This window comes from Enterobacter soli (assembly GCF_964208575.1).
GTDB classification, from domain to species: Bacteria; Pseudomonadota; Gammaproteobacteria; order Enterobacterales; family Enterobacteriaceae; genus Enterobacter; species Enterobacter soli_A.
In genome coordinates this window covers 1-25,682 of record NZ_CAXOFU010000001.1, presented here as the reverse complement: position 1 = coordinate 25,682, position 25,682 = coordinate 1, and the positions used below count along the sequence as shown (strand labels likewise).

The window sequence follows — 25,682 nt, the reverse complement described above, 5'->3', positions numbered from 1 at the left end:
CCCTCACGTACATTTGTAACCCGATAAAGGTCGTTCACTGGCTTTTTGCTCGACGTACTCAAAGCTACAGGCGCGATATTCTACGTGAAAACAAATTAAACGGCAGGTCAAACAGAGTATCTTTGCAAATATTTTTTCACATTGGTGTCAAGCGGCTGTGAAGAGGCAAAGAAATCCCCCTGACCGCCCGCAACACCGCGCTCCGTCAACATCTGCCATTCGCTTCGCGAACGCACGCCAGCGGCAAATACCTGTGTTTGTGTTCCCTTGCACGCTTCCACCAGGCTCTGTACCAGCAGCTGGTTTTCCGTGCGTTTATCAATATCTCTGACCAGCCCTGGATGGAGCTTCAGTAATTCGACATCCAGCTCCTTGATCCAGCTGGTGCTGACCAGCGTCAGGCCCGCCTGCGTTACCGCAACGCGCGCGCCGAGGGCGTTAATTAAACGCACCACCGGACGTAACCGACTGATGTGTTGACCTACATCCGCCTCTGCAAGTTCAAAAATAATGCGCTTACGTTGCGATTTTTCGCATTGCATTAATAAATCGCGCAGCCAGCGCTGGAAACGGGGGCGAATTAACGACTCCACGGTGACCTGTAATGCCAGATTTTCTTCAGGCCAGAACGATAAGAAAGGAATGACGCGGGTAATTTGCTGACGGTCATACTCTTCTGACAAACCAAATTGCAGCACCATCGGCAGATATTCCGCCGAAATCACCTCTTCGGTGCCGTCGAAAATACGGCACATCAGCTCGCGGTGGTGAACATGCCCGTTGCGTAATACCGCGGGCTTTTGATAAATACGCGGCCCGCCGCGACTCAGCATTTGCTCAATCAGGGTTCGCCAGCGCACGTTGCCGCGCCCTTTTTCCGGCAGAGAATCATCGTAAACCGCCCAGCCGTTCGCCCCCTGCAACACCGCATTGCGGGTCGCGGCCTCGGCGTGCTCCATCACCTGTTCGGTGGCCTGGCCGCCGCGCCAGGCGCAGATACCAATGTGAACCATGTCGTCCCGGTCGAGCATTTTGCTCTGCGGCAGCGCATCAACCGCCTTCAGCAGCTGGCTGGCGATGCTTTCAGATTCTTTCAGCGTGCGGTGCGGCAGCAGAACCGCAAAATCGCTGCGGTGATAGCGCGCGAGCAGCGAGCCCGGGTAGCGCATAATAAAGGTCGAGAGCAGATTGATCAGCGTGAAGAGATTCTCTTCCGCCACGCGCAATCCCCAGGTGTCCCGCAGCAGGTCAAAGTCAGGCAGGCGGATCATCATCACCACCCCGTGAGTGCCGACTTTTTCAGGGTCGTCCAGCAGGGTCGCCAGCTGATTATCAAAGAAGAGGCGGTTGTTCAGCCCGGTTTTGTTGTCCTGGGCGGCGTAGGAGCGGATCAGCGTATCCATGCGGCTGCGCTGATCGCTGGCGAACTGGATTTCGGAGAGCAGCACGTCCAGCGCGCTGCTGGTGCGCGTTGGCCATTCGTAGACCGAACCCCGCACCTGCGGGCCGCGCTCGCCGTTCAGAATGCGCACCGAACGGTTCTCCAGCAGCTCCTGCCCGGAGAGCTGGCGGCGCTGCCAGCGCACGGCGAGAAAAATCAGCAGCACGATAAAGGCAACGGAAAGGGTCAGCGGCGCGGTGGTCAAGAGGGAATGGAAATAGCTGGCCATCGGATCCTGATAGACCAGGTGGATGGTCATGCCCGGATGCTTCAGCGAGTGTACCGCCACTTCCCGGTACTGATTCACCGTGCCGGCGGGACGATAGCTTCCCTGTCGCGCGTGGCTAAAAACGGTCTTTTTCCCCTGGAGAATGTCGATACGCACGATATCGACGGGTACCATCAGTTCATCCAGCTCGTTCTGGAGCGTCGGGAAAGAGGTCGTGACCAGGCGGGTATCAATGACCGACGCCACCGACTCTACCCGGTTGACCAGCTTGTCCTGAATCGCGTTATAAAAACTCAGGGAACAGCCAATCAGAGTGACAAAGATGGTTAGCCCCGTCAGCAAGGTGATAAAAGCTGAGAATTTCGTCGTTAATCGCATCCTTGAGATTACTCCGTGGGTTGATGGGGTAGCGAGTAAGCGCTAACTTGCATTTCAGATGCGGCATACTACCAAACCTGGTGTATCTGGCAATTTATTGCGTTAAATCGGCACTGTGTTTCATTCAGCGAGTATAGTCTTCAGAAATTTTTTTCCAATCATCTGAGTCCTAAGGAACCTTATATGCAGGCTTTGATCTTAGAACAGCAGGACGGCAAGACGCTGGCCTCGGTGCAAACCATTGAAGAGAGCCGTCTGCCGGAGGGCGACGTCACCGTAGACATCGACTGGTCCAGCCTCAACTACAAAGACGCTCTGGCGATCACCGGCAAAGGTAAAATCATCCGAAACTTCCCGATGGTGCCAGGTATCGACTTCGCGGGTCGCGTGCATACCAGCGAAGATCCGCGCTTCCACGCCGGGCAGCAGGTGCTGCTCACCGGCTGGGGCGTAGGTGAAAACCACTGGGGCGGCCTGGCCTCCCAGGCGCGCGTCAAGGGCGACTGGCTGGTGCCGATGCCAAAAGGTCTGGACGGTCGCAAAGCGATGATCGTCGGCACCGCGGGCTTTACAGCCATGCTCTGCGTGATGGCGCTGGAAGATGCGGGGATCCGTCCTGAATCAGGTGAAATCGTGGTGACGGGCGCAAGCGGCGGCGTGGGCAGCACGGCGGTAGCCCTGCTGCATAAGCTGGGCTATCAGGTGGCCGCCGTGTCTGGCCGCGAAAGCACGCATGACTACCTGCGCCAGCTCGGCGCCAACCGCATTCTGGGTCGCGACGAGTTCGCGGAAACCCGCCCGCTGGAAAAACAGGTCTGGGCAGGCGCCGTAGATACCGTCGGCGACAAAGTCCTCGCCAAAGTGCTGGCGCAGATGAACTACGGCGGCTGCGTGGCGGCCTGCGGCCTGGCGGGTGGCTTCGCCCTGCCAACCACGGTAATGCCGTTTATCCTGCGCAACGTGCGTCTGCAGGGCGTTGACTCGGTGATGACCCCGGCAGAACGCCGCGCCCAGGCCTGGGAGCGTCTTTCTCGCGACCTGCCGGCGTCGTTCTATACCCAGAGCGCCACGGAAATCAGCCTCGGCCAGGCGCCGGAATATGCCAACAAGATCATGGACAACGCGTTCCACGGTCGCGCGCTGGTGAAAATCGCCTAATCTTCAAATTTTCGTGACATATTCGCGCTAAACCCTCTCCTCCGTCATGCTTAGAAAAACGCATGACGGAGGATGCCATGAAAACCAGAAAACTGACGGAAGCCGACGTAACGTCCGAATCTGTCTTTATGTTACAGCGCCGCCAGATCCTGAAAATGCTTGGCATCAGCGCCACAGCCCTGACGCTCACCCCGGCGGCTCATGCCGATCTGCTCGACTGGTTCAAGGGCAACGATCGCCCGAAAGCCCCGTCAGGCGCCCCGCTCACCTTTACTAAACCCGCCGAATGGCAGAACAAGCTGACCCTGACGCCGGAAGATAAAGTTACCGGATACAATAACTTCTACGAATTTGGCCTCGATAAAGCCGACCCGGCCGCCAACGCGGGAGGAATGAAAACCGATCCCTGGACGCTGAAAATCGACGGCGAAGTGGCAAAACCGCTGACCCTGGATCATCACGACCTCACCACCCGCTTCCCGCTGGAAGAGCGTATCTACCGGATGCGCTGCGTCGAAGCCTGGTCGATGGTCGTTCCGTGGATTGGCTTCCCGCTGCACAAGCTGCTGGCGCTGGTTGAGCCCACCAGCAACGCCAAATATGTCTCCTTCCAGACGCTCTATTCGCCGGAACAGATGCCCGGACAGAAGGACAGGTTTATCGGCGGCGGGCTGCAGTATCCTTACGTCGAAGGATTGCGCCTCGACGAAGCGATGCATCCCCTGACCCTGCTCACCGTCGGCGTTTACGGCAAAGCGCTACCTCCGCAGAACGGCGCGCCGATCCGCTTAACCGTGCCGTGGAAATATGGCTTTAAGGGGATTAAATCCATCGTCAGCATTAAGCTCACCCGCGAGCGTCCGCCGACAACCTGGAACCTGGCGGCACCGGATGAATACGGCTTTTTTGCCAACGTTAACCCGCACGTGGATCATCCCCGCTGGTCGCAGGCGACGGAGCGGTTTATCGGATCCGGCGGCGCGCTGGACGTGAAGCGCCAGCCAACGCTGCTGTTTAACGGCTACGCGGACGAAGTCGCTTCGCTCTATCGCGGCCTGAATTTGCGGGAGAACTTCTAGTGCGCTTAACGGCAAAACAGATAACCTGGCTGAAGGTGATTTTGCACCTGGCCGGGCTGCTTCCTTTTATCTGGCTGTTCTGGGCGGCCAGCCAGGGTTACTTCAGCGCCGATCCGGCAAAAGATATTCAGCACTTTACGGGTAGGATGGCTCTGAAATTTTTACTGGCAACCTTGCTGGTGTCGCCCCTGGCGCGCTACGCTAAACAGCCATTATTGATACGTACCCGCCGCCTTTTAGGGCTATGGTGTTTTGCCTGGGCAACGCTGCATCTCACCAGCTATGCGCTGCTTGAGCTGGGTATTAACAATCTGGCATTGCTGGGCAGCGAGCTGGTTTCTCGGCCTTATCTGACGCTCGGGATTGTAAGCTGGGTGATTTTACTGGCCCTGACCCTGACCTCGACGCAGTACGCGCAGCGGAAACTGGGCAGGCGATGGCAACTCTTGCACAACTTCGTTTATCTTGTCGCGATCCTCGCACCGATACATTACCTGTGGTCAGTGAAGATTTTATCCCCGCAGCCAGTCGTCTACGCGCTGCTTGCCGCGGTGCTTTTAGCGTGGCGTTACAAGAAGTTCCGCCAGTGGTTTAGATAGTTCGCGAAACTGTGCGTTTTCCCGCAGATTACTTATCAACCGCGGCTCTTTTACGGTTTGCGGTTGATAATCTTCCCTGATAAGACCAGTATTTAGCTGCCAAATGCTACGAAATCGTTATAATGTGCGACTTTGGTTTTCCTGACAGGGGTTTTAGGCCTCTGAAAAGGTGACAATCGCGCATCGAAGGTATATTTTGTTTTTTACCGGAGAATCGCAGGAGATAGCAGCACAATGGCTGACAAGTTCCAGATCTTAGTTTTGAACGGACCGAACTTAAACATGCTCGGCACCCGTGAGCCAGAGAAGTACGGCACGCTGACATTGAGCGAAATTGTTAACCGTCTTGGTACGGAAGCAGCCTCGCTGAATGTGGATTTGGATCATTTTCAGTCAAATGCGGAGTACGCAATCATCGACCGTATTCATCAGGCTAAAGACAACGTGGACTATATCCTGATCAATCCGGCCGCGTTTACGCACACCAGCGTTGCTATTCGTGACGCCCTGCTCGCGGTGAGCATCCCGTTTATCGAGATCCACCTGAGCAACGTACATGCGCGGGAGCCGTTCCGTCACCATTCGTACCTGTCAGATATCGCCGCTGGCGTTATCTGCGGGCTTGGTGCAGACGGTTATTCATACGCTTTACAGACAGCGGTAAAACGCCTGTCACAATCACACTAAACAAGAGTACGGAACCCACTCATGGATATTCGTAAGATTAAAAAACTGATCGAGCTGGTTGAAGAATCAGGCATCTCCGAACTGGAAATTTCTGAAGGCGAAGAGTCTGTACGCATCAGCCGTGCAGCCCCAGCCGCTAGCTTCCCGGTAATGCAGCAAGCTTACGCTGCCCCAGTGCAGCAGCCAGCGCTTGCCGCTGCCGTTGCACCAGCAGCAGAAGCCGCACCTGCAGCAGCTGCAGAAATCAGTGGTCACATCGTACGTTCCCCAATGGTTGGTACTTTCTACCGCACCCCGAGCCCGGACGCGAAAGCGTTCATCGAAGTCGGTCAGAAAGTCAACGCAGGCGATACCCTGTGCATCGTTGAAGCGATGAAAATGATGAACCAAATCGAAGCAGACAAATCAGGTACTGTGAAAGCGATTCTGGTCGAAAGTGGTCAGCCGGTTGAATTTGACGAGCCGCTGGTCGTCATCGAGTAACGAGGCGAACATGCTGGATAAAATTGTTATCGCCAACCGCGGCGAGATTGCTCTGCGTATTCTTCGTGCCTGTAAAGAACTGGGCATCAAGACCGTCGCGGTGCACTCAAGCGCGGATCGCGATTTAAAACACGTATTGCTGGCGGATGAGACTGTCTGTATCGGACCGGCTCCATCCGTAAAAAGCTATCTGAATATCCCGGCAATCATCAGCGCCGCTGAGATCACTGGCGCGGTGGCTATTCACCCGGGTTATGGCTTCCTCTCTGAGAACGCCAACTTTGCTGAGCAGGTAGAGCGCTCTGGCTTCATCTTCATCGGCCCGAAAGCCGACACCATTCGCCTCATGGGCGACAAAGTGTCTGCGATCACTGCGATGAAAAAAGCCGGTGTTCCAACCGTTCCAGGTTCTGACGGCCCGCTGACCGACGACATGGATGCTAACCGCGCACATGCTAAACGCATTGGCTACCCGGTTATCATCAAAGCGTCCGGCGGCGGCGGCGGTCGCGGTATGCGCGTTGTGCGCAGCGACGCCGAGCTGGCTCAATCCATCTCCATGACCAAAGCTGAAGCGAAAGCGGCTTTCAGCAATGACATGGTGTACATGGAAAAATACCTGGAAAACCCACGCCACATCGAAATTCAGGTGCTGGCTGACGGTCAGGGTAACGCTATCTATCTGGCAGAACGTGACTGCTCCATGCAGCGTCGTCACCAGAAAGTGGTCGAAGAAGCACCAGCACCGGGCATTACCCCGGAACTGCGTCGCTACATCGGCGAGCGCTGCTCCAAAGCGTGCGTGGATATCGGCTATCGCGGTGCGGGTACGTTCGAATTCCTGTTCGAAAACGGCGAGTTCTATTTCATCGAAATGAACACCCGTATTCAGGTAGAACACCCGGTTACCGAAATGATCACCGGCGTTGACCTGATCAAAGAGCAGCTGCGTATCGCAGCCGGCCAGCCGCTGTCCATCAAACAGGAAGAAGTTGTGGTGAAAGGCCATGCGGTCGAGTGCCGTATCAACGCCGAAGACCCGAACACCTTCCTGCCAAGCCCGGGTAAAATCACGCGTTTCCACGCGCCGGGTGGTTTTGGCGTGCGCTGGGAGTCTCATATCTACGCCGGTTACACCGTACCGCCGTACTATGACTCAATGATCGGTAAGCTGATTTGCTACGGCGAAAACCGCGACGTGGCGATTGCCCGCATGAAGAACGCCCTGCAGGAGCTGATCATCGACGGTATCAAAACCAACGTTGATCTGCAGATGCGCATCATGAGCGACGAGCACTTCCAGAACGGTGGAACCAACATCCACTACCTCGAGAAGAAACTCGGCCTGCAAGAGAAGTAAGGTTGCGTTGACGCGAAAAGGCCGGATAATCCGGCCTTTTTTATTTCTGGGGTATGCAACGCCCCATCATGTACAATCCCCGCTTTCTTCATCCACAAGGGACTAAAAATGGACAAGCGTTTTGTTCAGGCCCATAAAGAAGCGCGCTGGGCGCTGTGGCTGACCCTTCTCTATCTGGCTGCATGGTTAGTAACTGCTTACTTACCTGATTCCGCGATTGGCATTACCGGCCTGCCGCACTGGTTTGAAATGGCCTGCCTTTTGGTGCCGCTGGTGTTTATTGTGCTGTGCTGGGCGATGGTGAAGTTTATCTATCGCGATATTCCGCTGGAGGACGATGATGCAGCTTGAAGTCATTCTGCCCCTGATCGCTTACCTGTTCGTGGTGTTTGGCCTTTCCGTTTATGCCATGCGTAAAAGGACAACCGGCACCTTCCTGAACGAGTATTTCCTCGGCAGCCGCTCGATGGGCGGCGTTGTGCTGGCGATGACCCTGACCGCCACCTACATCAGCGCCAGCTCGTTTATCGGCGGGCCGGGCGCGGCCTATAAATACGGGCTGGGATGGGTGCTGCTGGCGATGATCCAGCTTCCCGCCGTCTGGCTTTCGCTGGGTATCCTGGGCAAAAAGTTCGCCATTCTCGCCCGCCGCTACAATGCCGTGACGCTGAACGACATGCTGTTTGCGCGCTATCAGAGCCGCCTGCTGGTGTGGCTGGCAAGCCTGAGCCTGCTAGTGGCCTTTATTGGCGCCATGACGGTGCAGTTCATCGGCGGGGCGCGCCTGCTGGAAACGGCGGCCGGCATTCCCTACGAAACGGGGCTGCTTATCTTTGGCGTGAGCATTGCGCTCTACACGGCCTTTGGTGGATTCCGCGCCAGCGTGCTGAACGACACGATGCAGGGCATGGTGATGCTCATCGGGACCATCGTCCTGCTGGTGGGCATTGTTCACGCCGCGGGCGGCCTCAGCCATGCAGTGGAAACCCTCGAAGCGATCGACCCAAAACTGGTTTCGCCGCAGGGCGCTGACGATATCCTGTCGCCTACCTTTATGACCTCGTTCTGGGTGCTGGTGTGCTTTGGCGTGATTGGCCTGCCGCATACCGCGGTGCGCTGCATCTCGTATAAAGACAGCAAGGCCGTTCACCGAGGCATTATTATCGGCACTATCGTGGTGGCGATCCTGATGTTTGGTATGCACCTGGCGGGTGCGCTGGGGCGGGCGGTGATCCCCGACCTGACGGTGCCGGATCTGGTGATCCCAACCCTGATGGTCAAAGTGCTGCCGCCGTTTGCTGCCGGGATATTCCTCGCCGCGCCAATGGCGGCAATTATGTCGACAATCAACGCTCAGCTGCTGCAAAGTTCCGCTACGATCATTAAAGATCTGTACCTGAACCTGCGCCCCGAGCAGGTGGAAAACGAGCGGCGCCTGAAGCGCATGTCTGCGGTGATTACCCTGGTGCTGGGCGCGTTGCTCCTGCTGGCCGCCTGGCGTCCGCCGGAGATGATCATCTGGCTCAACCTGCTGGCCTTTGGCGGTCTTGAAGCCGTCTTCCTGTGGCCGCTGGTGCTGGGGCTGTACTGGGAGCGGGCGAATGCCGCAGGCGCGCTCAGCGCAATGATTGTCGGCGGCGTGCTGTATGCCGTTCTCGCGACGTTTAAAATACAGTACCTGGGCTTCCATCCGATTGTGCCTTCGTTACTGATAAGCTTGCTGGCATTTGTGGTCGGGAACCGGTTTGGTCAGCCCGTCCAGCAGCCCGCTGTTATTTCTACTGATAAATAAAGAGTTTGCCATGCCGTGGATCCAACTAAAACTGAACACAACCGGCGCTAACGCCGAAGAGCTAAGCGATGCGCTGATGGAAGCCGGTTCGGTTTCCATCACCTTCCAGGACACGCATGACACCCCGGTGTTTGAACCGCTGCCGGGTGAAACGCGCCTGTGGGGCGACACGGACGTTATCGGCCTGTTCGACGCAGAAACCGACATGAAAGAGGTTGTCGCCATTCTGGAAACCCACCCGCTGCTGGGCGCAGGTTTCGTGCACAAAATCGAACAGCTGGAAGACAAAGACTGGGAGCGCGAGTGGATGGATAACTTCCACCCGATGCAGTTCGGTAAACGTCTGTGGATCTGCCCGAGCTGGCGCGACGTGCCGGATGAAAACGCGGTCAACGTAATGCTCGATCCGGGCCTGGCGTTTGGCACCGGCACCCACCCGACCACCTCCCTGTGCCTGCAATGGCTGGACGGTTTGGATCTGGAAGGCAAAACCGTGATCGACTTCGGCTGCGGCTCCGGGATCCTCGCTATCGCCGCATTAAAGCTGGGCGCTGCCAAAGCCATCGGGATCGACATCGATCCGCAGGCGATTCAGGCCAGCCGCGATAACGCCGAGCGCAACGGCGTGTCCGATCGTCTGGAGCTTTACCTGCCGGACGCGCAGCCCGCGGTGATGAAAGCCGACGTGGTGGTTGCGAACATTCTGGCGGGCCCGCTGCGCGAGCTGGCGCCGTTAATCAGCGTCCTGCCCGTTGAGGGCGGTCTGCTGGGCCTTTCCGGCATTCTGGCAAGCCAGGCCGAGAGCGTTTGCGAAGCCTATGCCGATCTCTTCACCCTCGACCCGGTGGTCGAAAAAGAAGAGTGGTGCCGCATTACCGGCCGTAAGAAGTAATTCTTCCGCGTGGCCACCCGCTGGCCACGCAATTTTTCCCCACGATTTGCCTCTCTCCAGAATCTGCGCTTCGGTAAAATGGTAAACAACTCTTTGTTTTAATTATGTTTAACCTAAAAACATTTACCGGAAAAATAGTATGAAACCACTTTTTGGCAAGGTCGCCGTTCTGGCGCTCAGCGTGATGTCTGTTTCCGCATGGGCTTCTCACTGGAGTTATGAAGGCGAAGGCGCGCCGGAGAATTGGGGAAAACTGGATGACACCTTCAAAACCTGTCAGACCGGGATGAACCAATCGCCGATCAATATCGACGCCACGCTCAAAGCCCACCTCGCCCCGCTCAAAACCCACTATACCGACGGCCCGGTGACGCTCACCAACAACGGTCACACCATTCAGGCGGGTGAGAAACCAGATACCCGGGACAGCATTACCCTGGATAACCAGACCTGGACGCTGCAACAGTTCCACTTCCACGCTCCCAGCGAGAACACCATCCACGGCAAAAAAGCCGCGATGGAGATGCATCTGGTGCATAAAAATGCCCAGGGCGAGTTAACCGTTGTTGCGGTGATGTTTAACAAAGGGGCGGCAAACCCGGAGCTGGAAGCACTCTGGAGCACCATGCCGGTACAGACGGAGCAGAGTGCAACGCTAACAACGCACCTGAACCTGAACGCACTGCTGCCTAAAGACAAAACTTACTGGCGCTTCAGCGGTTCGCTGACCACACCGCCATGCTCCGAAGGAGTGACGTGGATTGTGCTGAAGCATCCGCTAACGCTGTCTACCGCCCAGCTGGAGAAATTCACCCACACCATGCACCACGATAATAACCGGCCGGTACAGTCACTTCATGGCCGCGTCGTTGTCGAATAACGCCTGTTTTTTGGCGCTAAGATGATGTTCTAAAATGCGACGCAGATCGCAGAGAAGCGGGGCAATCTGCTGCTAAAAACAGCAGATTATCCCGGTTAAGTGATACATTTTTTCAGAAATGATGAGAAGTTACGGGAATTTGTAAGAGCCGATAAAATAATCATTCATACTTAACTTAATGATTTAAAAAGCGAATAATTTTACCCATTCCCCCCGCGCGGCGATTCCTTGATCTACAACAGAGGATTGTTCAAAGTTTGGCCTTTCATCTCGTGCAAAAAATGCGTAATATACGCCGCCTTGCAGTCACAGTATGGTCATTTCTTAACTCATGCGCATCGGACACCACCAGCTCAGAAATCGCCTGATCGCAGCACCTATGGCAGGTATTACCGACCGACCATTCAGGACGCTGTGCTACGAGATGGGAGCAGGATTAACCGTTTCCGAGATGATGTCGTCTAACCCGCAGGTTTGGGAAAGCGACAAGTCCCGCCTGCGGATGGTGCACATTGATGAGCCAGGTATTCGCACCGTGCAAATCGCCGGAAGCGTGCCTGAAGAGATGGCAGATGCCGCGCGTATCAACGTGGAAAGTGGCGCCCAGATTATCGATATCAATATGGGTTGCCCGGCCAAAAAAGTGAATCGCAAGCTTGCAGGTTCAGCCCTTCTGCAATACCCCGACCAGGTGAAGTCAATCCTGGAAGCGGTTGTCAGCGCGGTGGACGTTCCTGTTACGTTAAAGATTCGCACGGGTTGGTCGCCGGAACACCGTAACTGTGTAGAGATTGCCCAACTGGCCGAAGACTGTGGCATTCAGGCCCTGACCATTCATGGACGCACTCGCGCCTGTTTGTTCAACGGCGAAGCTGAATACGACAGCATTCGGGCAGTTAAGCAGAAAGTTTCCATTCCGATTATCGCGAATGGCGACATAACTGACCCGCTTAAAGCCAGAGCCGTGCTCGACTATACGGGAGCTGATGCTCTGATGATAGGACGTGCGGCTCAGGGAAGACCCTGGATCTTTCGGGAAATCCAGCATTATCTGGACACTGGAGAGCTGCTTGCTCCCCTGCCTCTGGCAGAGATTAAGCGCTTGCTTTGTGCGCACGTTCGGGAATTGCATGATTTTTATGGTCAGGCAAAAGGGTACCGAATTGCGCGTAAACACGTTTCCTGGTATCTCCAGGAACACGCTCCAAATGACCAGTTTCGGCGCACATTCAACGCCATAGAGGATGCCAGCGTACAGCTGGAGGCGTTGGAGGCATACTTCGAAAATCTTGCGTAATGAAATAAAGAGCTGACAGAACTATGTTCGAACAACGCGTAAATTCTGACGTACTGACCGTTTCTACCGTTAACTCTCAGGACCAGGTAACTCAAAAGCCCCTGCGTGACTCGGTTAAACAGGCACTGAAGAACTATTTTGCTCAACTGAACGGTCAGGATGTTAATGACCTGTATGAGCTGGTACTGGCTGAAGTTGAACAGCCACTGTTGGACATGGTGATGCAATACACCCGCGGTAACCAAACCCGCGCTGCGCTGATGATGGGTATCAACCGTGGTACTCTGCGTAAGAAACTGAAAAAATACGGCATGAACTAATTTCGATTAGCGAAATGCTTGTTTAAAAAGGCGCTCTTCGGCATGGGGAAGCGCCTTTTTTATTGCCGCTCACACGCCTGCGTCAAGGCTTTGTAAACCTTCCCTTCCCCCACTTTTCAACCTCGCCATTTCGTGTATATTTCCACCACCCGAAGCACCTCTTTTCTCCCGGAATGACACAATGATTCGTAAGTACTGGTGGCTGGTCGTGTTTGCTGTCTCCATCTTCCTTTTTGACGCCTTGCTGATGCAGTGGATCGAGCTGATGTCCACCGAGACCGATAAGTGTCGCAATATGAATTCCGTGAACCCGCTAAAACTGGTGAACTGTTCCGATCTCGATTAAGCAGCAAACTTCGCCGAACTCCCTGTTATCACCCAGTAAAAACAGGGATTTAAATCACTTTTCGTCATTACCTTTGGGTGATAATGTCTCAGCCCTTCTCAACTGCTCTTGCTAAACGCCTTTCATCGAGTTGAACAGACCATGCTGGTTAGCCAATACAACCATATCCTCGTAGTCCTCTCCTTTGTTGTCGCCATCCTTGCTGCCTACACCGCCCTGAATATGGCTGCGCGGGTAGCGGGAAGCCAGGGCGTGGCATCACGCGTCTGGCTCGCGGGGGGCGGCGTGGCGATGGGTATCGGGGTGTGGGCCATGCACTTCATCGGCATGCTGGCGATGGATCTCTCCATGAGCATGAGCTACAACGCGGGGCTGACGGTGCTGTCGATGGTCATCGCCGTGGGCTCATCGATGTTTGCGCTGTGGCTGGTGAGCTGCGAGCGCCTGCGGCTGCGCCGTCTGCTGCCCGGCGCGCTGGTGATGGGCAGCGGGATTGTCGCCATGCACTACACCGGCATGGCGGCGCTGGAGGTCACACCCGGCATCATCTGGGATAAAACCTGGGTGGCGATCTCCGTGGTTATCGCCCTCGCCGCCTCGCTGGCCGCGCTGTGGCTGACCTTCCGCTTACGCCACGAGGCCGCCCAGGTGGCGCTGATGCGGCTGGGTGCCGCCATCACCATGGGGTTTGCCATCGCGGGGATGCACTACGCGGGCATGAAGGCCGCGCAGTTTCCGATGACGACAATGGTGCATCACCACGGCATTAACGGTAGCTGGCTGGCGGTGCTGGTGAGCGTTGTGGCGCTCTCGATTCTGGGGATCAGCCTGCTGGTGTCCATGCTGGACGCCCGCCTTCAGGCGCGCACCTCGCTGCTTGCCAGCTCGCTGGCCGAAGCCAACCGCGAGCTGGCACAGCTGGCGCTGCACGATACGCTAACGCGCCTGCCCAACCGCATTTTGCTCGAAGACCGCCTCGATCAGGCCATCAGCAAAGCCGACCGCGAAGGCACCCACTTTGCGCTGATGTTTATGGATCTGGACGGCTTCAAGGCGGTGAACGACGCCTACGGGCACGACGTCGGGGATAAGCTGCTGGTCTCGGTGACGGAGCGTTTGCTGCTGCCGCTGAAGGGCCAGTACACCCTTGCGCGCATCGGCGGGGATGAGTTTGTCCTGCTGGCTGAAATTCAGGGGCCGGACGACGCCGCCTCGCTGGCCAGCGCCCTGGTTCGCGCCATCGACAGCCCGTTCGCCATTGACCCTTATGACCTGATGGTGACCCTGAGTATCGGCATCGCCCTCTACCCGCACGACGGGAAAAACGATCGCGAGCTGATGTTTAACGCCGACGCCGCGATGTATCACACCAAGCATATGGGGCGAAACGGCTACCACTTCTTCCAGCCGTCGATGAACACCCTGGCGCAAACGCATCTGCAGCTGATGAACGATCTGTGGATGGCTATCGATCGCGACGAGCTGCGCCTGCTCTATCAGCCAAAATTCCACGCGCCCGCCGGGCCTATCCTCGGATTCGAAGCCCTGCTGCGCTGGCAGCACCCGAAGCAGGGGCTGCTGACGCCGGACGCGTTCCTGCCCCTGGCGGAGAAAACCGGGCTTATCATCCCAATCGGCAACTGGGTCATTAACGAAGCCTGCCGCCAGCTGCGGGAGTGGCACGTGCAGGGGCATCACAGCTGGTCGATGGCGGTGAACCTCTCGACGCTGCAGTTTGAGCAACCTTCGCTGGTAAAAACCGTGCTCGACTGCCTCGCGCGCCACAGCGTGCCGCCGGAAATGCTGATTCTCGAAGTGACGGAAACCACGGCGATGAGCAATCCTGACGAGAGCGTGCGCGTCCTCACCGAGCTGACGGACGCAGGCGTGAAGGCCTCGATTGACGACTTCGGCACGGGCTATTCAAGTCTGCTTTATCTTAAGCGCCTGCCCGCCTGCGAGCTGAAAATCGACCGCGCGTTCGTGAAGGAGCTGAGCGGGGAAAGCGAAGATGCCACCATTGTTTCCGCTATCGTTGCGCTGGCGAAAACCCTGAACCTGAAAGTGGTGGCGGAAGGCGTCGAAACGCAGGCGCAGCAGGCGTTTTTAACCGAGCTCGGCTGCAACACGCTGCAAGGGTATCTGCTCGGCAAACCGGTGAGTGCGCAAGCCGTAGAAGCGCTCTGTCAGAACGGCGAGCTGCCGCCGGCAACCCCGCCGCGCGCGCCGTCATAGCGCCGCGCCGTACACCGCTGGCGGCATTCGCGAACCCTGGAGCGTCGCCAGAATATTATCCACGAGCGCGGGCGCCTGCTGATAAAGGTTAAAGCTGTCGCTGTTCATTAACCAGTTCTTGATCACGCCGCTAAAAAAACCATGAAAAACAATCAGGGCCAGTTCGATATTCACGCTCGGGGAAATCACTTTTCTTGAAATACATTGCTTCAGGGTTCCCCGCAGATAATCGTAATTTATGCCAATCCGGTTACGAATTTCACACTCTGAAATCATATCGCTATTAAATTCACACTTGTGATACAGGATTTGTAATAACGCGCACTGGCGAGGATCGCGCGCGATATATTGTAATGACGCAATAAACTGTTCACGCAGCATTAAGAGTGGGTCAACATCGTCTGATAATGAAAGGCGATCGCGGATAATTTCACGCAGCGGTATTTGCTGCTCCCAGATAGCATTGAATATTTCTGATTTACTGGAGAAATGCCAGTAAATTGCGCCGCGCGTTACCCGGGCGGCATCTGCAATATCTGTCAGCGTCGTGTTTGCCACGCCGCGGGTGGCAAACTGCCCGATAGCGGCCTCAATCAGCTGCTGCCGTGTCTTTTGAGCCTCTTCTTTCTTTTTACGCGCCATGAACGGTCACTCATTACCTGCCGGGTGGAAACAAAATTCAAAAACAAGGGTATGAAACGTCATGCTGAAGTATTCAACAGAATAAGAATTCATTTTGCACAAAAAAAGTCACAGCCCTTAATTCATAATTATGATAAATGAATCATCTGAATTTAATTCATCTTATGTATATGTGACGTTAATTTAATGGTTACTTACGTTATCAGCTTGTCAGAATTACAGAAGAAGAAAGTGAGTCTAAAATAGGATTTTGTTGCATTAAGCTGTTTCTCAGCACTTATAAATCAAAAAATAATAAATACCCTCCTTATTATACGCAGCTAAATTTTGTTTTATGCCCACCAGCCCTTACACCGATCCCGGCGAATATCGGTGAAACGGGGGTTATTAAAGGAACAGTAATGACAATTCATTTCAGGCTTCTACCTTTATCAGGTTTTATTGTTTGTGCTGCCCTGCTCTCAGGCTGTGATGGGCAAGACGGTCAGCAACAGCACGCGCAGGCCCCGAACGTCAGCGTGTATACCGTCAAGAGCGCGCCGCTCTCCGTCACGACCGAGCTGCCGGGCAGAACGGACGCGTTCCGCGTGGCCGAGGTTCGCCCGCAGGTGAGCGGGATTGTGCTGCGCCGTAACTTCACCGAGGGCGGCGACGTCAAAGCCGGTGAGTCCCTGTATCAGATCGATCCTGCCACCTATCAGGCCGCCTACGATAACGCCAAAGGCGAGCTGGCGAAAGCCCAGGCCGCGGCGAATATCGCCCACCTGACGGTGAAACGCTATGTGCCTCTGGTCGGGACGCAGTACGTCAGCAAGCAGGAGTACGATCAGGCTGTGGCAACCGCGCAGCAGGCGGACGCCTCCGTGGTTGCCGCGAAGGCGGGCGTCGAGAGCGCCCGCATCAACCTGGCGTACACCAAAGTCACCTCGCCTATCGACGGCCGCATTGGTAAATCCAGCGTCACCGAGGGGGCGCTGGTCACCAGCGGGCAGGCCACGGCGCTGGCGACCGTTCAGCAGCTGGATCCGATTTACGTCGACGTCACCCAGTCCAGCAGCGAGTTTATGCACCTTAAACAGTCGAGCCTGCAAAAAGGCGACGGCAGCAGCAGCGTTCAGCTGCTGATGGAAAACGGTCAGCCTTATCCCCTGAAAGGCACCCTGCAGTTCTCCGACGTGACGGTGGATGAAAGCACCGGCTCCATTACCCTGCGCGCAATCTTCCCGAACCCGCAGCACATGCTTTTACCGGGCATGTTCGTGCGCGCCCGTATCGATGAGGGCACCCAGCCGGACGCCATTCTGGTGCCTCAGCAGGGCGTTACCCGCACCCCGCGCGGCGATGCAACCGTGATGGTGGTTAACGATAAAAACCAGGTGGAATCCCGCACCGTTGTCGCGCCGCAGGCCATTGGCGATCGCTGGCTGATGACGGAAGGGCTGAAAAACGGCGATCGCGTGATTGTCAGCGGCCTACAGAAAGTTCGTCCTGGCGTCACCGTGGTGGCAACGCCTGATACCACCGCAACGCCGGCCGGCTAAGGGACGACGATATGGCTAATTTCTTTATCCAGAGGCCGGTTTTCGCCTGGGTGCTTGCCATCATTTTGATGATTGCGGGCGGGCTGGCGATTTTAAAACTTCCCGTTGCCCAGTACCCCACCATTGCCCCTCCGGCGGTTGCCGTGACCGCAACCTACCCGGGCGCCGATGCCCAGACGGTGCAGGACACCGTGACCCAGGTGATCGAACAGAACATGAACGGTATCGATAACCTGATGTACATGTCCTCCACCAGCGACTCCGCCGGTAACGTGACCATCACCCTGACCTTCGAATCGGGGACTGACCCGGATATCGCCCAGGTTCAGGTGCAGAACAAGCTCCAGCTGGCGATGCCGCTGCTGCCGCAGGAGGTACAGCAGCAGGGGATCGGCGTTGAGAAATCGAGCAGCAGCTTCCTGCTGGTTGCCGGCTTTGTCTCGGACAATAAGAGCCTGACCCAGGATGACATCTCGGACTACGTGGCGTCGAACGTGAAAGACGCTATCAGCCGGACTTCCGGCGTGGGCGATGTGCAGCTGTTTGGCGCGCAGTACGCGATGCGCGTCTGGCTCGACAGCAACGCGATGAACAAGTACCAGCTGACGCCGCTGGACGTGATCAACGCGCTGAAAACGCAGAACAACCAGATTGCGGCCGGGCAGCTCGGCGGCACTCCCGCCATGCCGGGTCAGCAGCTTAACGCCTCGATCATTGCGCAAACCCGCCTGAAAACGCCGGAAGAATTTGGCCGCGTGACCCTGAAGGTCAACCAGGACGGCTCGATGGTGCATCTCAAAGATGTGGCACGCATTGAGCTCGGCGGCGAAAACTACAACATGGTGACCAAAATCAACGGCCAGGCGGCAACGGGGCTTGGGATCAAGCTGGCGACCGGCGCTAACGCCCTGGACACCGCCGCCGCCATCAAAACCAAGCTGGCGCAGCTGCAGCCTTTCTTCCCGCAGGGGCTGAAGGTGGTGTACCCGTATGACACCACGCCGTTTGTGAAAATCTCGATTCACGAAGTGGTGAAAACGCTGTTTGAGGCCATCGTCCTCGTCTTCCTGGTGATGTACCTGTTCCTGCAAAACCTGCGCGCGACCCTTATCCCGACCATAGCCGTGCCCGTGGTGCTGCTCGGCACGTTCGCGGTGCTCGCGGCGTTCGGCTTCTCAATCAACACCCTGACGATGTTCGGGATGGTGCTGGCGATAGGGCTACTCGTCGATGACGCCATCGTGGTAGTCGAAAACGTCGAGCGCGTGATGGTGGAAGACAAGCTGCCGCCCAAAGAGGCCACCCAGAAGTCGATGGAGCAGATCCAGGGCGCCCTGGTGGGGATTGCGATGGTGCTCTCCGCGGTGTTTATCCCGATGGCCTTCTTCGGCGGCTCGACCGGGGCGATTTACCGCCAGTTCTCGCTGACGATTGTCTCGGCGATGGCGCTCTCGGTGCTGGTTGCGCTGATTCTGACCCCCGCGCTGTGCGCCACCTTGCTGAAACCGGCGTCTGCCGATCATCACGTCAAAGGCGGCTTCTTCGGCTGGTTCAACGCCCTTTTCGATAAGAGCGTGGAGCATTACAGCAACAGCGTTAGCGGCATTCTGCGCAAGACCGGGCGCTACCTGCTGGTTTACGTCCTGATCGTCGGCGGCATGGCGGTGCTGTTCCTGCGCCTGCCCACCTCCTTCCTGCCGGAAGAAGATCAGGGCGTGTTTATGACGATGGTGCAGCTCCCGGCGGGCGCCACCCAGACGCGCACCCAGCAGGTGCTCGATCAGGTGCAGAATTACTACCTGAACCAGGAAAAAGCGAATGTGGAATCGGTGTTCACCGTTAACGGATTCAGCTTTAGCGGACAGGGGCAAAACTCCGGCATTGCGTTTGTCAGCCTGAAGCCGTGGGAGGCGCGCCCGGGCAGCGAAAACAACGTCACCGCGATTGTGGGCCGCGCGACCAAAGCCTTCAGCCAGATTAAAGACGGCCTGGTCTTCCCGTTCAACCTGCCCGCGATTATCGAACTGGGCACCGCCACGGGCTTCGACTTTGAGCTGATCGACCAGGCGAACCTGGGGCATACGCAGCTCACCCAGGCGCGAAACCAGCTTCTCGGCATGGTGAAAGCGCATCCGGACCTGCTGGTGCGCGTGCGTCCGAACGGGCTGGAAGATACGCCGCAGTTCAAGCTCGATGTGGATCAGGAAAAAGCGCAGGCGCTGGGCGTAAGCCTCTCTGACGTTAACCAGACCATTTCGACCGCGCTGGGCGGCACCTACGTTAACGACTTTATCGATCATGGACGCGTGAAGAAGGTCTACGTCCAGGCCGATGCCCGTTTCCGTATGCTGCCGACCGATATCAACAGCCTGTACGTTCGCAGCAGCAACGGCGAAATGGTGCCGTTCTCCGCCTTCAGCACTTCGCGCTGGGTGTATGGCTCGCCGCGGCTGGAGCGCTACAACGGGATGCCGTCAATGGAGATCCTCGGTGAAGCCGCGCCGGGTAAAAGTACCGGTGAAGCGATGGTGATGATGGAAAACCTCGCGTCGAAACTGCCTTCCGGCATCGGCTATGACTGGACGGGGATGTCGTATCAGGAACGCCTTTCCGGTAACCAGGCGCCTGCGCTGTACGCCATCTCGCTGATCGTGGTGTTCCTGTGCCTGGCGGCGCTCTATGAAAGCTGGTCGATTCCGTTCTCGGTCATGCTGGTCGTGCCGCTGGGGGTGATTGGCGCCCTGCTCGCGGCGTCGCTGCGCGGACTGAACAACGACGTCTACTTCCAGGTGGGCCTGCTCACCACCATTGGCCTGTCGGCCAAGAACGCGATTCTCATCGTTGAGTTTGCCAAAGATCTGATGGAGAAAGAGGGCAAGGGCATTATCGAAGCCACGCTTGAAGCCTCAAGGATGCGTCTGCGCCCGATCCTGATGACCTCGCTGGCCTTTATTCTTGGCGTGCTGCCGCTGGTTATCAGCAGCGGTGCCGGGAGCGGTGCGCAAAATGCGGTCGGGACAGGGGTGATGGGCGGGATGTTGTCCGCCACGCTGCTGGCGATCTTCTTCGTTCCGGTCTTCTTCGTGGTTGTCCGTCGGCGGTTTACCGCACATAAAGAGTGATAGCGCCTGAAAGGCACCGAAAGGTGCCTTTTTTATTTATCTATTTGCCGTAAGTAAGAAATAATCTTCTCGCAGCTTCATATTTTCTCCATTTATTCATCTGGCTGACGTTCATTTCTCCACGATTTTTACAAATCACATAATTTGAGATTATTCCACGTGCCTGTCGGGCTTATTGCGGTGGTAAAATAGCCATCAATTCGTTATTTACCGTCCTGGTTATGTAGCGAATGCGAGATAATTTTGAGGTAACATCATGAAAAGATTCATTTCCGTTGCACTACTCGCTGCGCTACTTGCTGGTTGCGCGCACGACTCACCATGTGTACCGGTATACGACGATCAGGGGCGACTGGTTCATACCAATACCTGTATGAAAGGCACCACCCAGGATAACTGGGAAACGGCCGGGGCAATCGCTGGCGGTGCGGCAGCATTAGCAGGTCTGACGCTGGGTATCGTTGCATTGACCAAGTAACGCCAGAGGCGTAAACGGACACCAGTGAAAGCGCGGCTCAGGCCGCGCTTTTGCGTTTCTGTTGTTTAACGCATTTAATTTCCGCACTTATTTTATTTTTAAAACCAGCGCTCGCTTTTTAAATTTTATATTCCAGCGCGCTATTTTCTCCCGTTCGCTTTATTCCCTACCATGCCAATATTCACGCTGGCAACTATCTGCTTCTTATTAAACGGTTAATCAAACTTTTGCTCTAATTTGTGGCGCAGGTTGTAATTTCGCACCATTTCAGGGCGCTCGATTTATTTAACCCTGTCTACACTCAGCATTATGCGTTCCGCCGTCCTCTATTTCGTCGGGCGCAAACCTGGCATCGCGTTTGCTTTATAAACGTCGGCCACAGCCACAGACAGGTCAAAGCGTTTAAAACGCCTCTATAACGATAATTTTCGCCACACAGGATGCACTATGAAAAAGATGATGATAGCCAGCCTGGCCGCCGCGGGCGTGTTGTTTGCGGTTGCCAATCAGGCCCACGCGGGCACGACGCTTGATGCCGTTAAAAAGAAAGGATTCGTACAGTGCGGTATCAGTGACGGATTACCTGGCTTCTCTTATGCCGATGCCAACGGCAAGTTTACCGGTATTGACGTTGACGTCTGCCGCGGCGTTGCCGCCGCCGTCTTCGGCGACGACAGCAAGGTAAAATACACCCCGCTAACCGCGAAAGAGCGCTTCACCGCGCTGCAGTCCGGCGAAGTGGATATGCTCTCGCGCAATACCACCTGGACCTCCTCCCGTGACGCGGGCATGGGCATGTCATTCACCGGCGTCACCTATTACGACGGCATCGGCTTCCTGACGCATAATAAAGCGGGGCTGAAAAGCGCCAAAGAGCTGGATGGCGCCACCGTCTGTATTCAGGCCGGTACCGATACCGAGCTGAACGTCGCGGATTACTTCAAAGCTAACAACATGAAATACACCCCGGTGACCTTTGACCGCTCTGACGAATCCGCCAAAGCGCTGGAGTCAGGCCGCTGCGATACGCTGGCGTCCGACCAGTCTCAGCTGTATGCCCTGCGCATTAAGCTGAGCAACCCGGCGGAATGGATCGTCTTACCGGAAGTGATCTCCAAGGAGCCTCTCGGGCCGGTAGTGCGTCGCGGCGATGAAGACTGGTTCTCCATTGTTCGCTGGACGCTGTTCGCCATGCTGAACGCCGAAGAGATGGGCATCAACTCGAAGAACGTTGATGAGAAAGCCGCAAACCCAACGACTCCGGATATGGCGCACCTGCTGGGCAAAGAGGGCGACTTTGGTAAGGATCTGAAGCTCGATAACAAGTGGGCATATAACATCGTTAAAAAGGTCGGTAACTACGCAGAGATCTTCGAGCGCAACGTGGGATCGGAAAGCCCGCTGAAGATCAAACGCGGCCAGAACAACCTCTGGAATAACGGCGGCATTCAGTACGCTCCGCCAGTACGTTAAGCATTTGCTGTAACGGGCACTGCGCGTGCGGTGCCCTCTCCAGAGTCATGGTTACCGAGGTTTCTTTATGTCCCATCGCCGCCCAGCTGTAAAAGGATCGCTATCCTTTTCTCACCCCGCGGTTCGCGCCTGGCTGTTCCAGATAATAGCCATCGTCGTGGTTGTGGTTATCGTCGCCTATCTCATCCACAACACCGTAACTAACCTGAATAATCGCGGCATCACCTCCGGCTTTGCATTTCTCGATCGCAGCGCGGGTTTTGGCATTGTTCAGCATCTTATTGATTATCAGGAAGGCGATACCTACGGACGGGTGTTCGTCGTCGGCCTGCTGAATACCCTGCTGGTTTCGGCGCTTTGCATAGTCTTCGCGTCGATTCTGGGGTTCTTTATCGGCCTCGCGCGGCTTTCTGAAAACTGGCTGCTGCGAAAGCTGTCGACCATTTATATCGAGACTTTCCGTAATATCCCGCCGCTGCTGCAGATCTTTTTCTGGTACTTCGCCGTTCTGCGTAACCTCCCCGGCCCGCGCCAGGCGGTGGATGCCTTCGATCTTTTATTCCTGAGCAACCGCGGGCTTTATATCCCCTCACCCCAGGTCGCGGAAGGGATTTACGCGTTCATTGCGGCCATCGCGATCGCCATCGTTATCTCGATCGGGCTGTTTCGTTTTAACAAAAAGCATCAGATCAAAACCGGCCAGCTTCGCAGGACATGGCCTGTTGGCGTAGCGCTGATCGTTGGCCTTCCGCTGTTGGCGCACGGGCTTTTTGGCGCGGCGCTGCACTGGGATATTCCGCATCTGCGCGGCTTTAACTTCCAGGGCGGGATGGTGCTGATCCCCGAACTGGCGGCGTTGACGCTGGCGCTGTCCATTTACACCTCGGCCTTTATCGCCGAGATCATCCGCTCGGGCATTCAGGCCGTTCCTTACGGTCAGCACGAGGCGGCCCGCTCGCTGGGTTTGCCAAACACGGTAACGCTGCGTCAGGTCATCATTCCGCAGGCGCTGCGCGTCATTATTCCGCCGCTGACCAGCCAGTATCTCAACATCGTCAAAAACTCCTCGCTGGCGGCTGCCATTGGCTATCCGGATATGGTGTCGCTGTTCGCCGGAACCGTGCTTAACCAGACTGGGCAAGCGATTGAAACCATTGCCATCACAATGTCTGTCTATCTGATTATCAGCCTTGCGATTTCGCTGTTGATGAACCTCTATAACCGTCGCATCGCACTGGTTGAGCGCTAAGGAGCCATGATGACAAAAGCGATATTGTCTCACCCTGCGCGCACGGCCGGATCCCCTGGCGGGCGCTACATTACCTGGGCGCGCAAAAACCTGTTCTCCAGCTGGAGTAACAGCCTGCTGACGATTGTTTGCCTGTGGCTCATGTGGGAGCTGATCCCGCCGCTGCTGAACTGGGCTTTTTTACAGGCTAACTGGGTCGGTTCGACCCGCGCCGACTGTACCAAAGCGGGCGCGTGCTGGGTGTTTATCCATGAACGTTTCGGTCAGTTCATGTACGGGCTGTATCCGCACGAGCAGCGCTGGCGCATCAACCTCGCGCTGATTATCGGCCTGCTCTCCGTGGCGGCGATGTTCTGGAAAAACCTGCCCCACCGCGAGCGTTACATTGCCTGCTGGGCGGTGGTCTACCCGGTTATCGTCTGGATCTTGCTGTACGGTGGGTTCTTCGGGCTGGAGCGTGTCGAAACGCGCCAGTGGGGCGGTCTGACGCTGACGCTGATTATTGCCTCCGTGGGGATTGCCGGCGCGCTGCCGTGGGGGATCTTGCTGGCGTTAGGGCGTCGTTCAAAAATGCCGGTCGTGCGTATTCTGTCCGTCATCTTCATCGAGTTCTGGCGCGGCGTGCCGCTGATTACCGTGCTGTTTATGTCATCGGTCATGCTGCCGCTATTTATGGCGGAAGGCACGACGATCGACAAGCTGATTCGCGCGCTGGTCGGGGTGATTCTGTTCCAGTCGGCCTATGTTGCCGAGGTAGTGCGTGGCGGTCTCCAGGCATTGCCTAAAGGCCAGTACGAAGCCGCAGAATCGCTGGCGCTCGGCTACTGGAAAACCCAGGGGCTGGTCATTCTGCCCCAGGCGCTCAAGCTGGTTATTCCGGGGCTTGTGAACACCATCATTGCGCTCTTTAAAGATACCAGCCTGGTGATCATCATCGGCCTGTTCGATCTCTTTAGCAGCGTGCAGCAGGCCACGGTCGACCCCGTCTGGCTTGGTATGTCCACCGAGGGGTATGTCTTTGCCGCTCTGGTTTACTGGATTTTCTGTTTTAGCATGTCGCGCTATAGCCAGCATCTGGAGAAGCGCTTTAACACCGGGCGTACACCGCACTGAGGAATTTATGAGCCAGATTACTATGACCCCCGCCGACGCGATGATTACGCTGGAAAACGTGAATAAATGGTACGGGCAGTTCCACGTTCTGAAAGACATTAACCTGAAGGTTAAACAGGGAGAACGCATCGTTCTCTGCGGGCCTTCCGGCTCGGGAAAATCCACGACGATCCGCTGTATTAACCACCTGGAAGAGCATCAGCAGGGACGGATCGTGGTCGACGGGATAGAGCTGAATGAGGACGTGCGCAATATCGAGCGCGTGCGTCAGGAGGTCGGGATGGTCTTCCAGCACTTCAATTTATTCCCGCATCTGACGGTATTACAAAACTGCACGTTAGCGCCAATTTGGGTGCAAAAGATGCCTAAAAAGGAGGCCGAGGCGCTGGCAATGCACTATCTGGAGCGCGTGCGTATTGCCGAACACGCCAATAAGTTTCCGGGGCAGATCTCAGGCGGACAGCAGCAGCGCGTGGCGATTGCCCGCTCACTGTGCATGAAGCCTAAGATTATGCTCTTTGATGAGCCAACATCAGCGCTCGATCCGGAAATGGTGAAAGAGGTGCTGGATACCATGATTGGTCTGGCGCAGTCCGGGATGACCATGCTGTGCGTGACGCATGAGATGGGCTTTGCGCGAACGGTCGCCGATAGGGTGATCTTTATGGATCGCGGAGAAATTGTTGAACAGGCTCCGCCGGACGAGTTCTTTGCCCATCCAAAATCAGAGCGCACGCGGGCTTTCCTGTCGCAGGTGATCCACTAGTTTTCCATGCCGGGTAAGGCGAAGCGCCACCCGGCATTTTATTTGACCTGCCCCGCGTACAAATCAAAACCACAAAGCAAAAAACCCCGCACCTTTCGGTACGGGGTTCTTCTTGTTTGATG

At 56.2% G+C, this 25,682-nt stretch carries 23 protein-coding genes; 21 read left to right on the top strand and 2 right to left on the bottom strand.

From position 1 onward, the window contains the following. Window positions 1-107 precede the first annotated feature (107 nt). The gene (gene csrD / locus AB6V08_RS00115) at window positions 108-2,048 is read right to left on the bottom strand and encodes an RNase E specificity factor CsrD (RefSeq protein ID WP_368540631.1); all 1,941 of its coding nucleotides are present in this window, start codon (window positions 2,046-2,048) and stop codon (window positions 108-110) included. 183 nt (window positions 2,049-2,231) lie between these two features. On the opposite strand from csrD, the gene acuI reads away from it, so the two are divergent. The 14 genes from acuI to AB6V08_RS00045 all read left to right on the top strand — a co-directional run bounded on the left by acuI (window position 2,232) and on the right by AB6V08_RS00045 (window position 15,176). Further along, complete coding sequence (acuI, locus tag AB6V08_RS00110) at window positions 2,232-3,206, top strand: acrylyl-CoA reductase (NADPH) (protein WP_368540630.1); 975 nt, start codon at window positions 2,232-2,234, stop codon at window positions 3,204-3,206. Window positions 3,207-3,283: 77 nt separating this feature from the next. Continuing rightward, complete coding sequence (gene msrP / locus AB6V08_RS00105) at window positions 3,284-4,285, top strand: protein-methionine-sulfoxide reductase catalytic subunit MsrP (RefSeq protein WP_368540628.1); 1,002 nt, start codon at window positions 3,284-3,286, stop codon at window positions 4,283-4,285. Beyond that, complete coding sequence (gene msrQ / locus AB6V08_RS00100; RefSeq protein WP_368540627.1) at window positions 4,285-4,884, top strand: protein-methionine-sulfoxide reductase heme-binding subunit MsrQ; 600 nt, start codon at window positions 4,285-4,287, stop codon at window positions 4,882-4,884. Before msrP ends, msrQ begins: the two co-directional genes overlap by 1 nt. Window positions 4,885-5,118: 234 nt before the next feature. After that, entirely contained in the window at window positions 5,119-5,571 is a 453-nt protein-coding gene (gene aroQ, locus AB6V08_RS00095) for a type II 3-dehydroquinate dehydratase (RefSeq protein WP_014072003.1), read from the top strand. A gap of 21 nt (window positions 5,572-5,592) precedes the next feature. Continuing rightward, window positions 5,593-6,054 (top strand): acetyl-CoA carboxylase biotin carboxyl carrier protein, encoded by a 462-nt coding sequence (gene accB, locus AB6V08_RS00090; protein ID WP_368540626.1) that lies wholly within the window; start codon window positions 5,593-5,595, stop codon window positions 6,052-6,054. Between the two features lie 10 nt (window positions 6,055-6,064). After that, on the top strand, window positions 6,065-7,414 hold the full coding sequence (gene accC / locus AB6V08_RS00085; RefSeq protein WP_334405006.1) for an acetyl-CoA carboxylase biotin carboxylase subunit: 1,350 nt from the start codon (window positions 6,065-6,067) through the stop codon (window positions 7,412-7,414). 108 nt (window positions 7,415-7,522) lie between these two features. Then, complete coding sequence (locus AB6V08_RS00080; protein WP_119936766.1) at window positions 7,523-7,765, top strand: YhdT family protein; 243 nt, start codon at window positions 7,523-7,525, stop codon at window positions 7,763-7,765. Next, window positions 7,755-9,206, top strand: coding sequence for a sodium/pantothenate symporter (gene panF / locus AB6V08_RS00075; protein ID WP_368540963.1), 1,452 nt, complete (start codon window positions 7,755-7,757; stop codon window positions 9,204-9,206). The genes AB6V08_RS00080 and panF overlap by 11 nt, the downstream gene beginning before the upstream one ends. A gap of 10 nt (window positions 9,207-9,216) precedes the next feature. Then, complete coding sequence (prmA, locus tag AB6V08_RS00070; RefSeq protein WP_368540625.1) at window positions 9,217-10,098, top strand: 50S ribosomal protein L11 methyltransferase; 882 nt, start codon at window positions 9,217-9,219, stop codon at window positions 10,096-10,098. 139 nt (window positions 10,099-10,237) lie between these two features. Continuing rightward, window positions 10,238-10,978, top strand: a complete 741-nt coding sequence (locus AB6V08_RS00065; protein WP_368540623.1) for a carbonic anhydrase — start codon at window positions 10,238-10,240, stop codon at window positions 10,976-10,978. A 331-nt stretch (window positions 10,979-11,309) separates the two neighbouring features. Next, the gene (gene dusB / locus AB6V08_RS00060) at window positions 11,310-12,275 is read left to right on the top strand and encodes a tRNA dihydrouridine synthase DusB (protein ID WP_368540622.1); all 966 of its coding nucleotides are present in this window, start codon (window positions 11,310-11,312) and stop codon (window positions 12,273-12,275) included. Window positions 12,276-12,298: 23 nt separating this feature from the next. After that, a complete protein-coding gene (gene fis / locus AB6V08_RS00055; protein ID WP_000462905.1) occupies window positions 12,299-12,595 on the top strand; it encodes a DNA-binding transcriptional regulator Fis in 297 nt (98 codons plus the stop codon). Window positions 12,596-12,776: 181 nt separating this feature from the next. Beyond that, window positions 12,777-12,941, top strand: a complete 165-nt coding sequence (locus AB6V08_RS00050) for a DUF2556 family protein (RefSeq protein ID WP_368540621.1) — start codon at window positions 12,777-12,779, stop codon at window positions 12,939-12,941. A gap of 141 nt (window positions 12,942-13,082) precedes the next feature. Next, the gene (locus AB6V08_RS00045) at window positions 13,083-15,176 is read left to right on the top strand and encodes a putative bifunctional diguanylate cyclase/phosphodiesterase (protein ID WP_368540620.1); all 2,094 of its coding nucleotides are present in this window, start codon (window positions 13,083-13,085) and stop codon (window positions 15,174-15,176) included. Here the strand turns inward: AB6V08_RS00045 and envR are convergent. After that, a complete protein-coding gene (gene envR / locus AB6V08_RS00040; RefSeq protein ID WP_368540619.1) occupies window positions 15,171-15,818 on the bottom strand; it encodes an acrEF/envCD operon transcriptional regulator in 648 nt (215 codons plus the stop codon). The genes AB6V08_RS00045 and envR overlap by 6 nt on opposite strands. 401 nt (window positions 15,819-16,219) lie before the next feature. Here envR and AB6V08_RS00035 point away from each other — a divergent pair, with 401 nt between their 5' ends. The 7 genes from AB6V08_RS00035 to AB6V08_RS00005 all read left to right on the top strand — a co-directional run bounded on the left by AB6V08_RS00035 (window position 16,220) and on the right by AB6V08_RS00005 (window position 25,560). After that, complete coding sequence (locus AB6V08_RS00035) at window positions 16,220-17,359, top strand: efflux RND transporter periplasmic adaptor subunit (protein ID WP_368540618.1); 1,140 nt, start codon at window positions 16,220-16,222, stop codon at window positions 17,357-17,359. An 11-nt stretch (window positions 17,360-17,370) separates the two neighbouring features. Next, window positions 17,371-20,481: an efflux RND transporter permease subunit gene (locus tag AB6V08_RS00030; protein WP_368540617.1), complete on the top strand. Its 3,111-nt coding sequence runs from the start codon at window positions 17,371-17,373 to the stop codon at window positions 20,479-20,481. 256 nt (window positions 20,482-20,737) lie between these two features. Beyond that, window positions 20,738-20,959, top strand: a complete 222-nt coding sequence (locus tag AB6V08_RS00025; RefSeq protein ID WP_181621040.1) for a lipoprotein — start codon at window positions 20,738-20,740, stop codon at window positions 20,957-20,959. 447 nt (window positions 20,960-21,406) lie between these two features. Next, entirely contained in the window at window positions 21,407-22,432 is a 1,026-nt protein-coding gene (locus AB6V08_RS00020) for an amino acid ABC transporter substrate-binding protein (RefSeq protein ID WP_368540616.1), read from the top strand. Between the two features lie 67 nt (window positions 22,433-22,499). Then, the gene (locus AB6V08_RS00015) at window positions 22,500-23,681 is read left to right on the top strand and encodes an amino acid ABC transporter permease (RefSeq protein ID WP_368540615.1); all 1,182 of its coding nucleotides are present in this window, start codon (window positions 22,500-22,502) and stop codon (window positions 23,679-23,681) included. A 9-nt stretch (window positions 23,682-23,690) separates the two neighbouring features. Beyond that, window positions 23,691-24,794, top strand: a complete 1,104-nt coding sequence (locus tag AB6V08_RS00010; RefSeq protein ID WP_368540614.1) for an amino acid ABC transporter permease — start codon at window positions 23,691-23,693, stop codon at window positions 24,792-24,794. A 7-nt stretch (window positions 24,795-24,801) separates the two neighbouring features. Then, window positions 24,802-25,560, top strand: a complete 759-nt coding sequence (locus tag AB6V08_RS00005) for an amino acid ABC transporter ATP-binding protein (RefSeq protein ID WP_368540613.1) — start codon at window positions 24,802-24,804, stop codon at window positions 25,558-25,560. Window positions 25,561-25,682 lie beyond the last annotated feature (122 nt).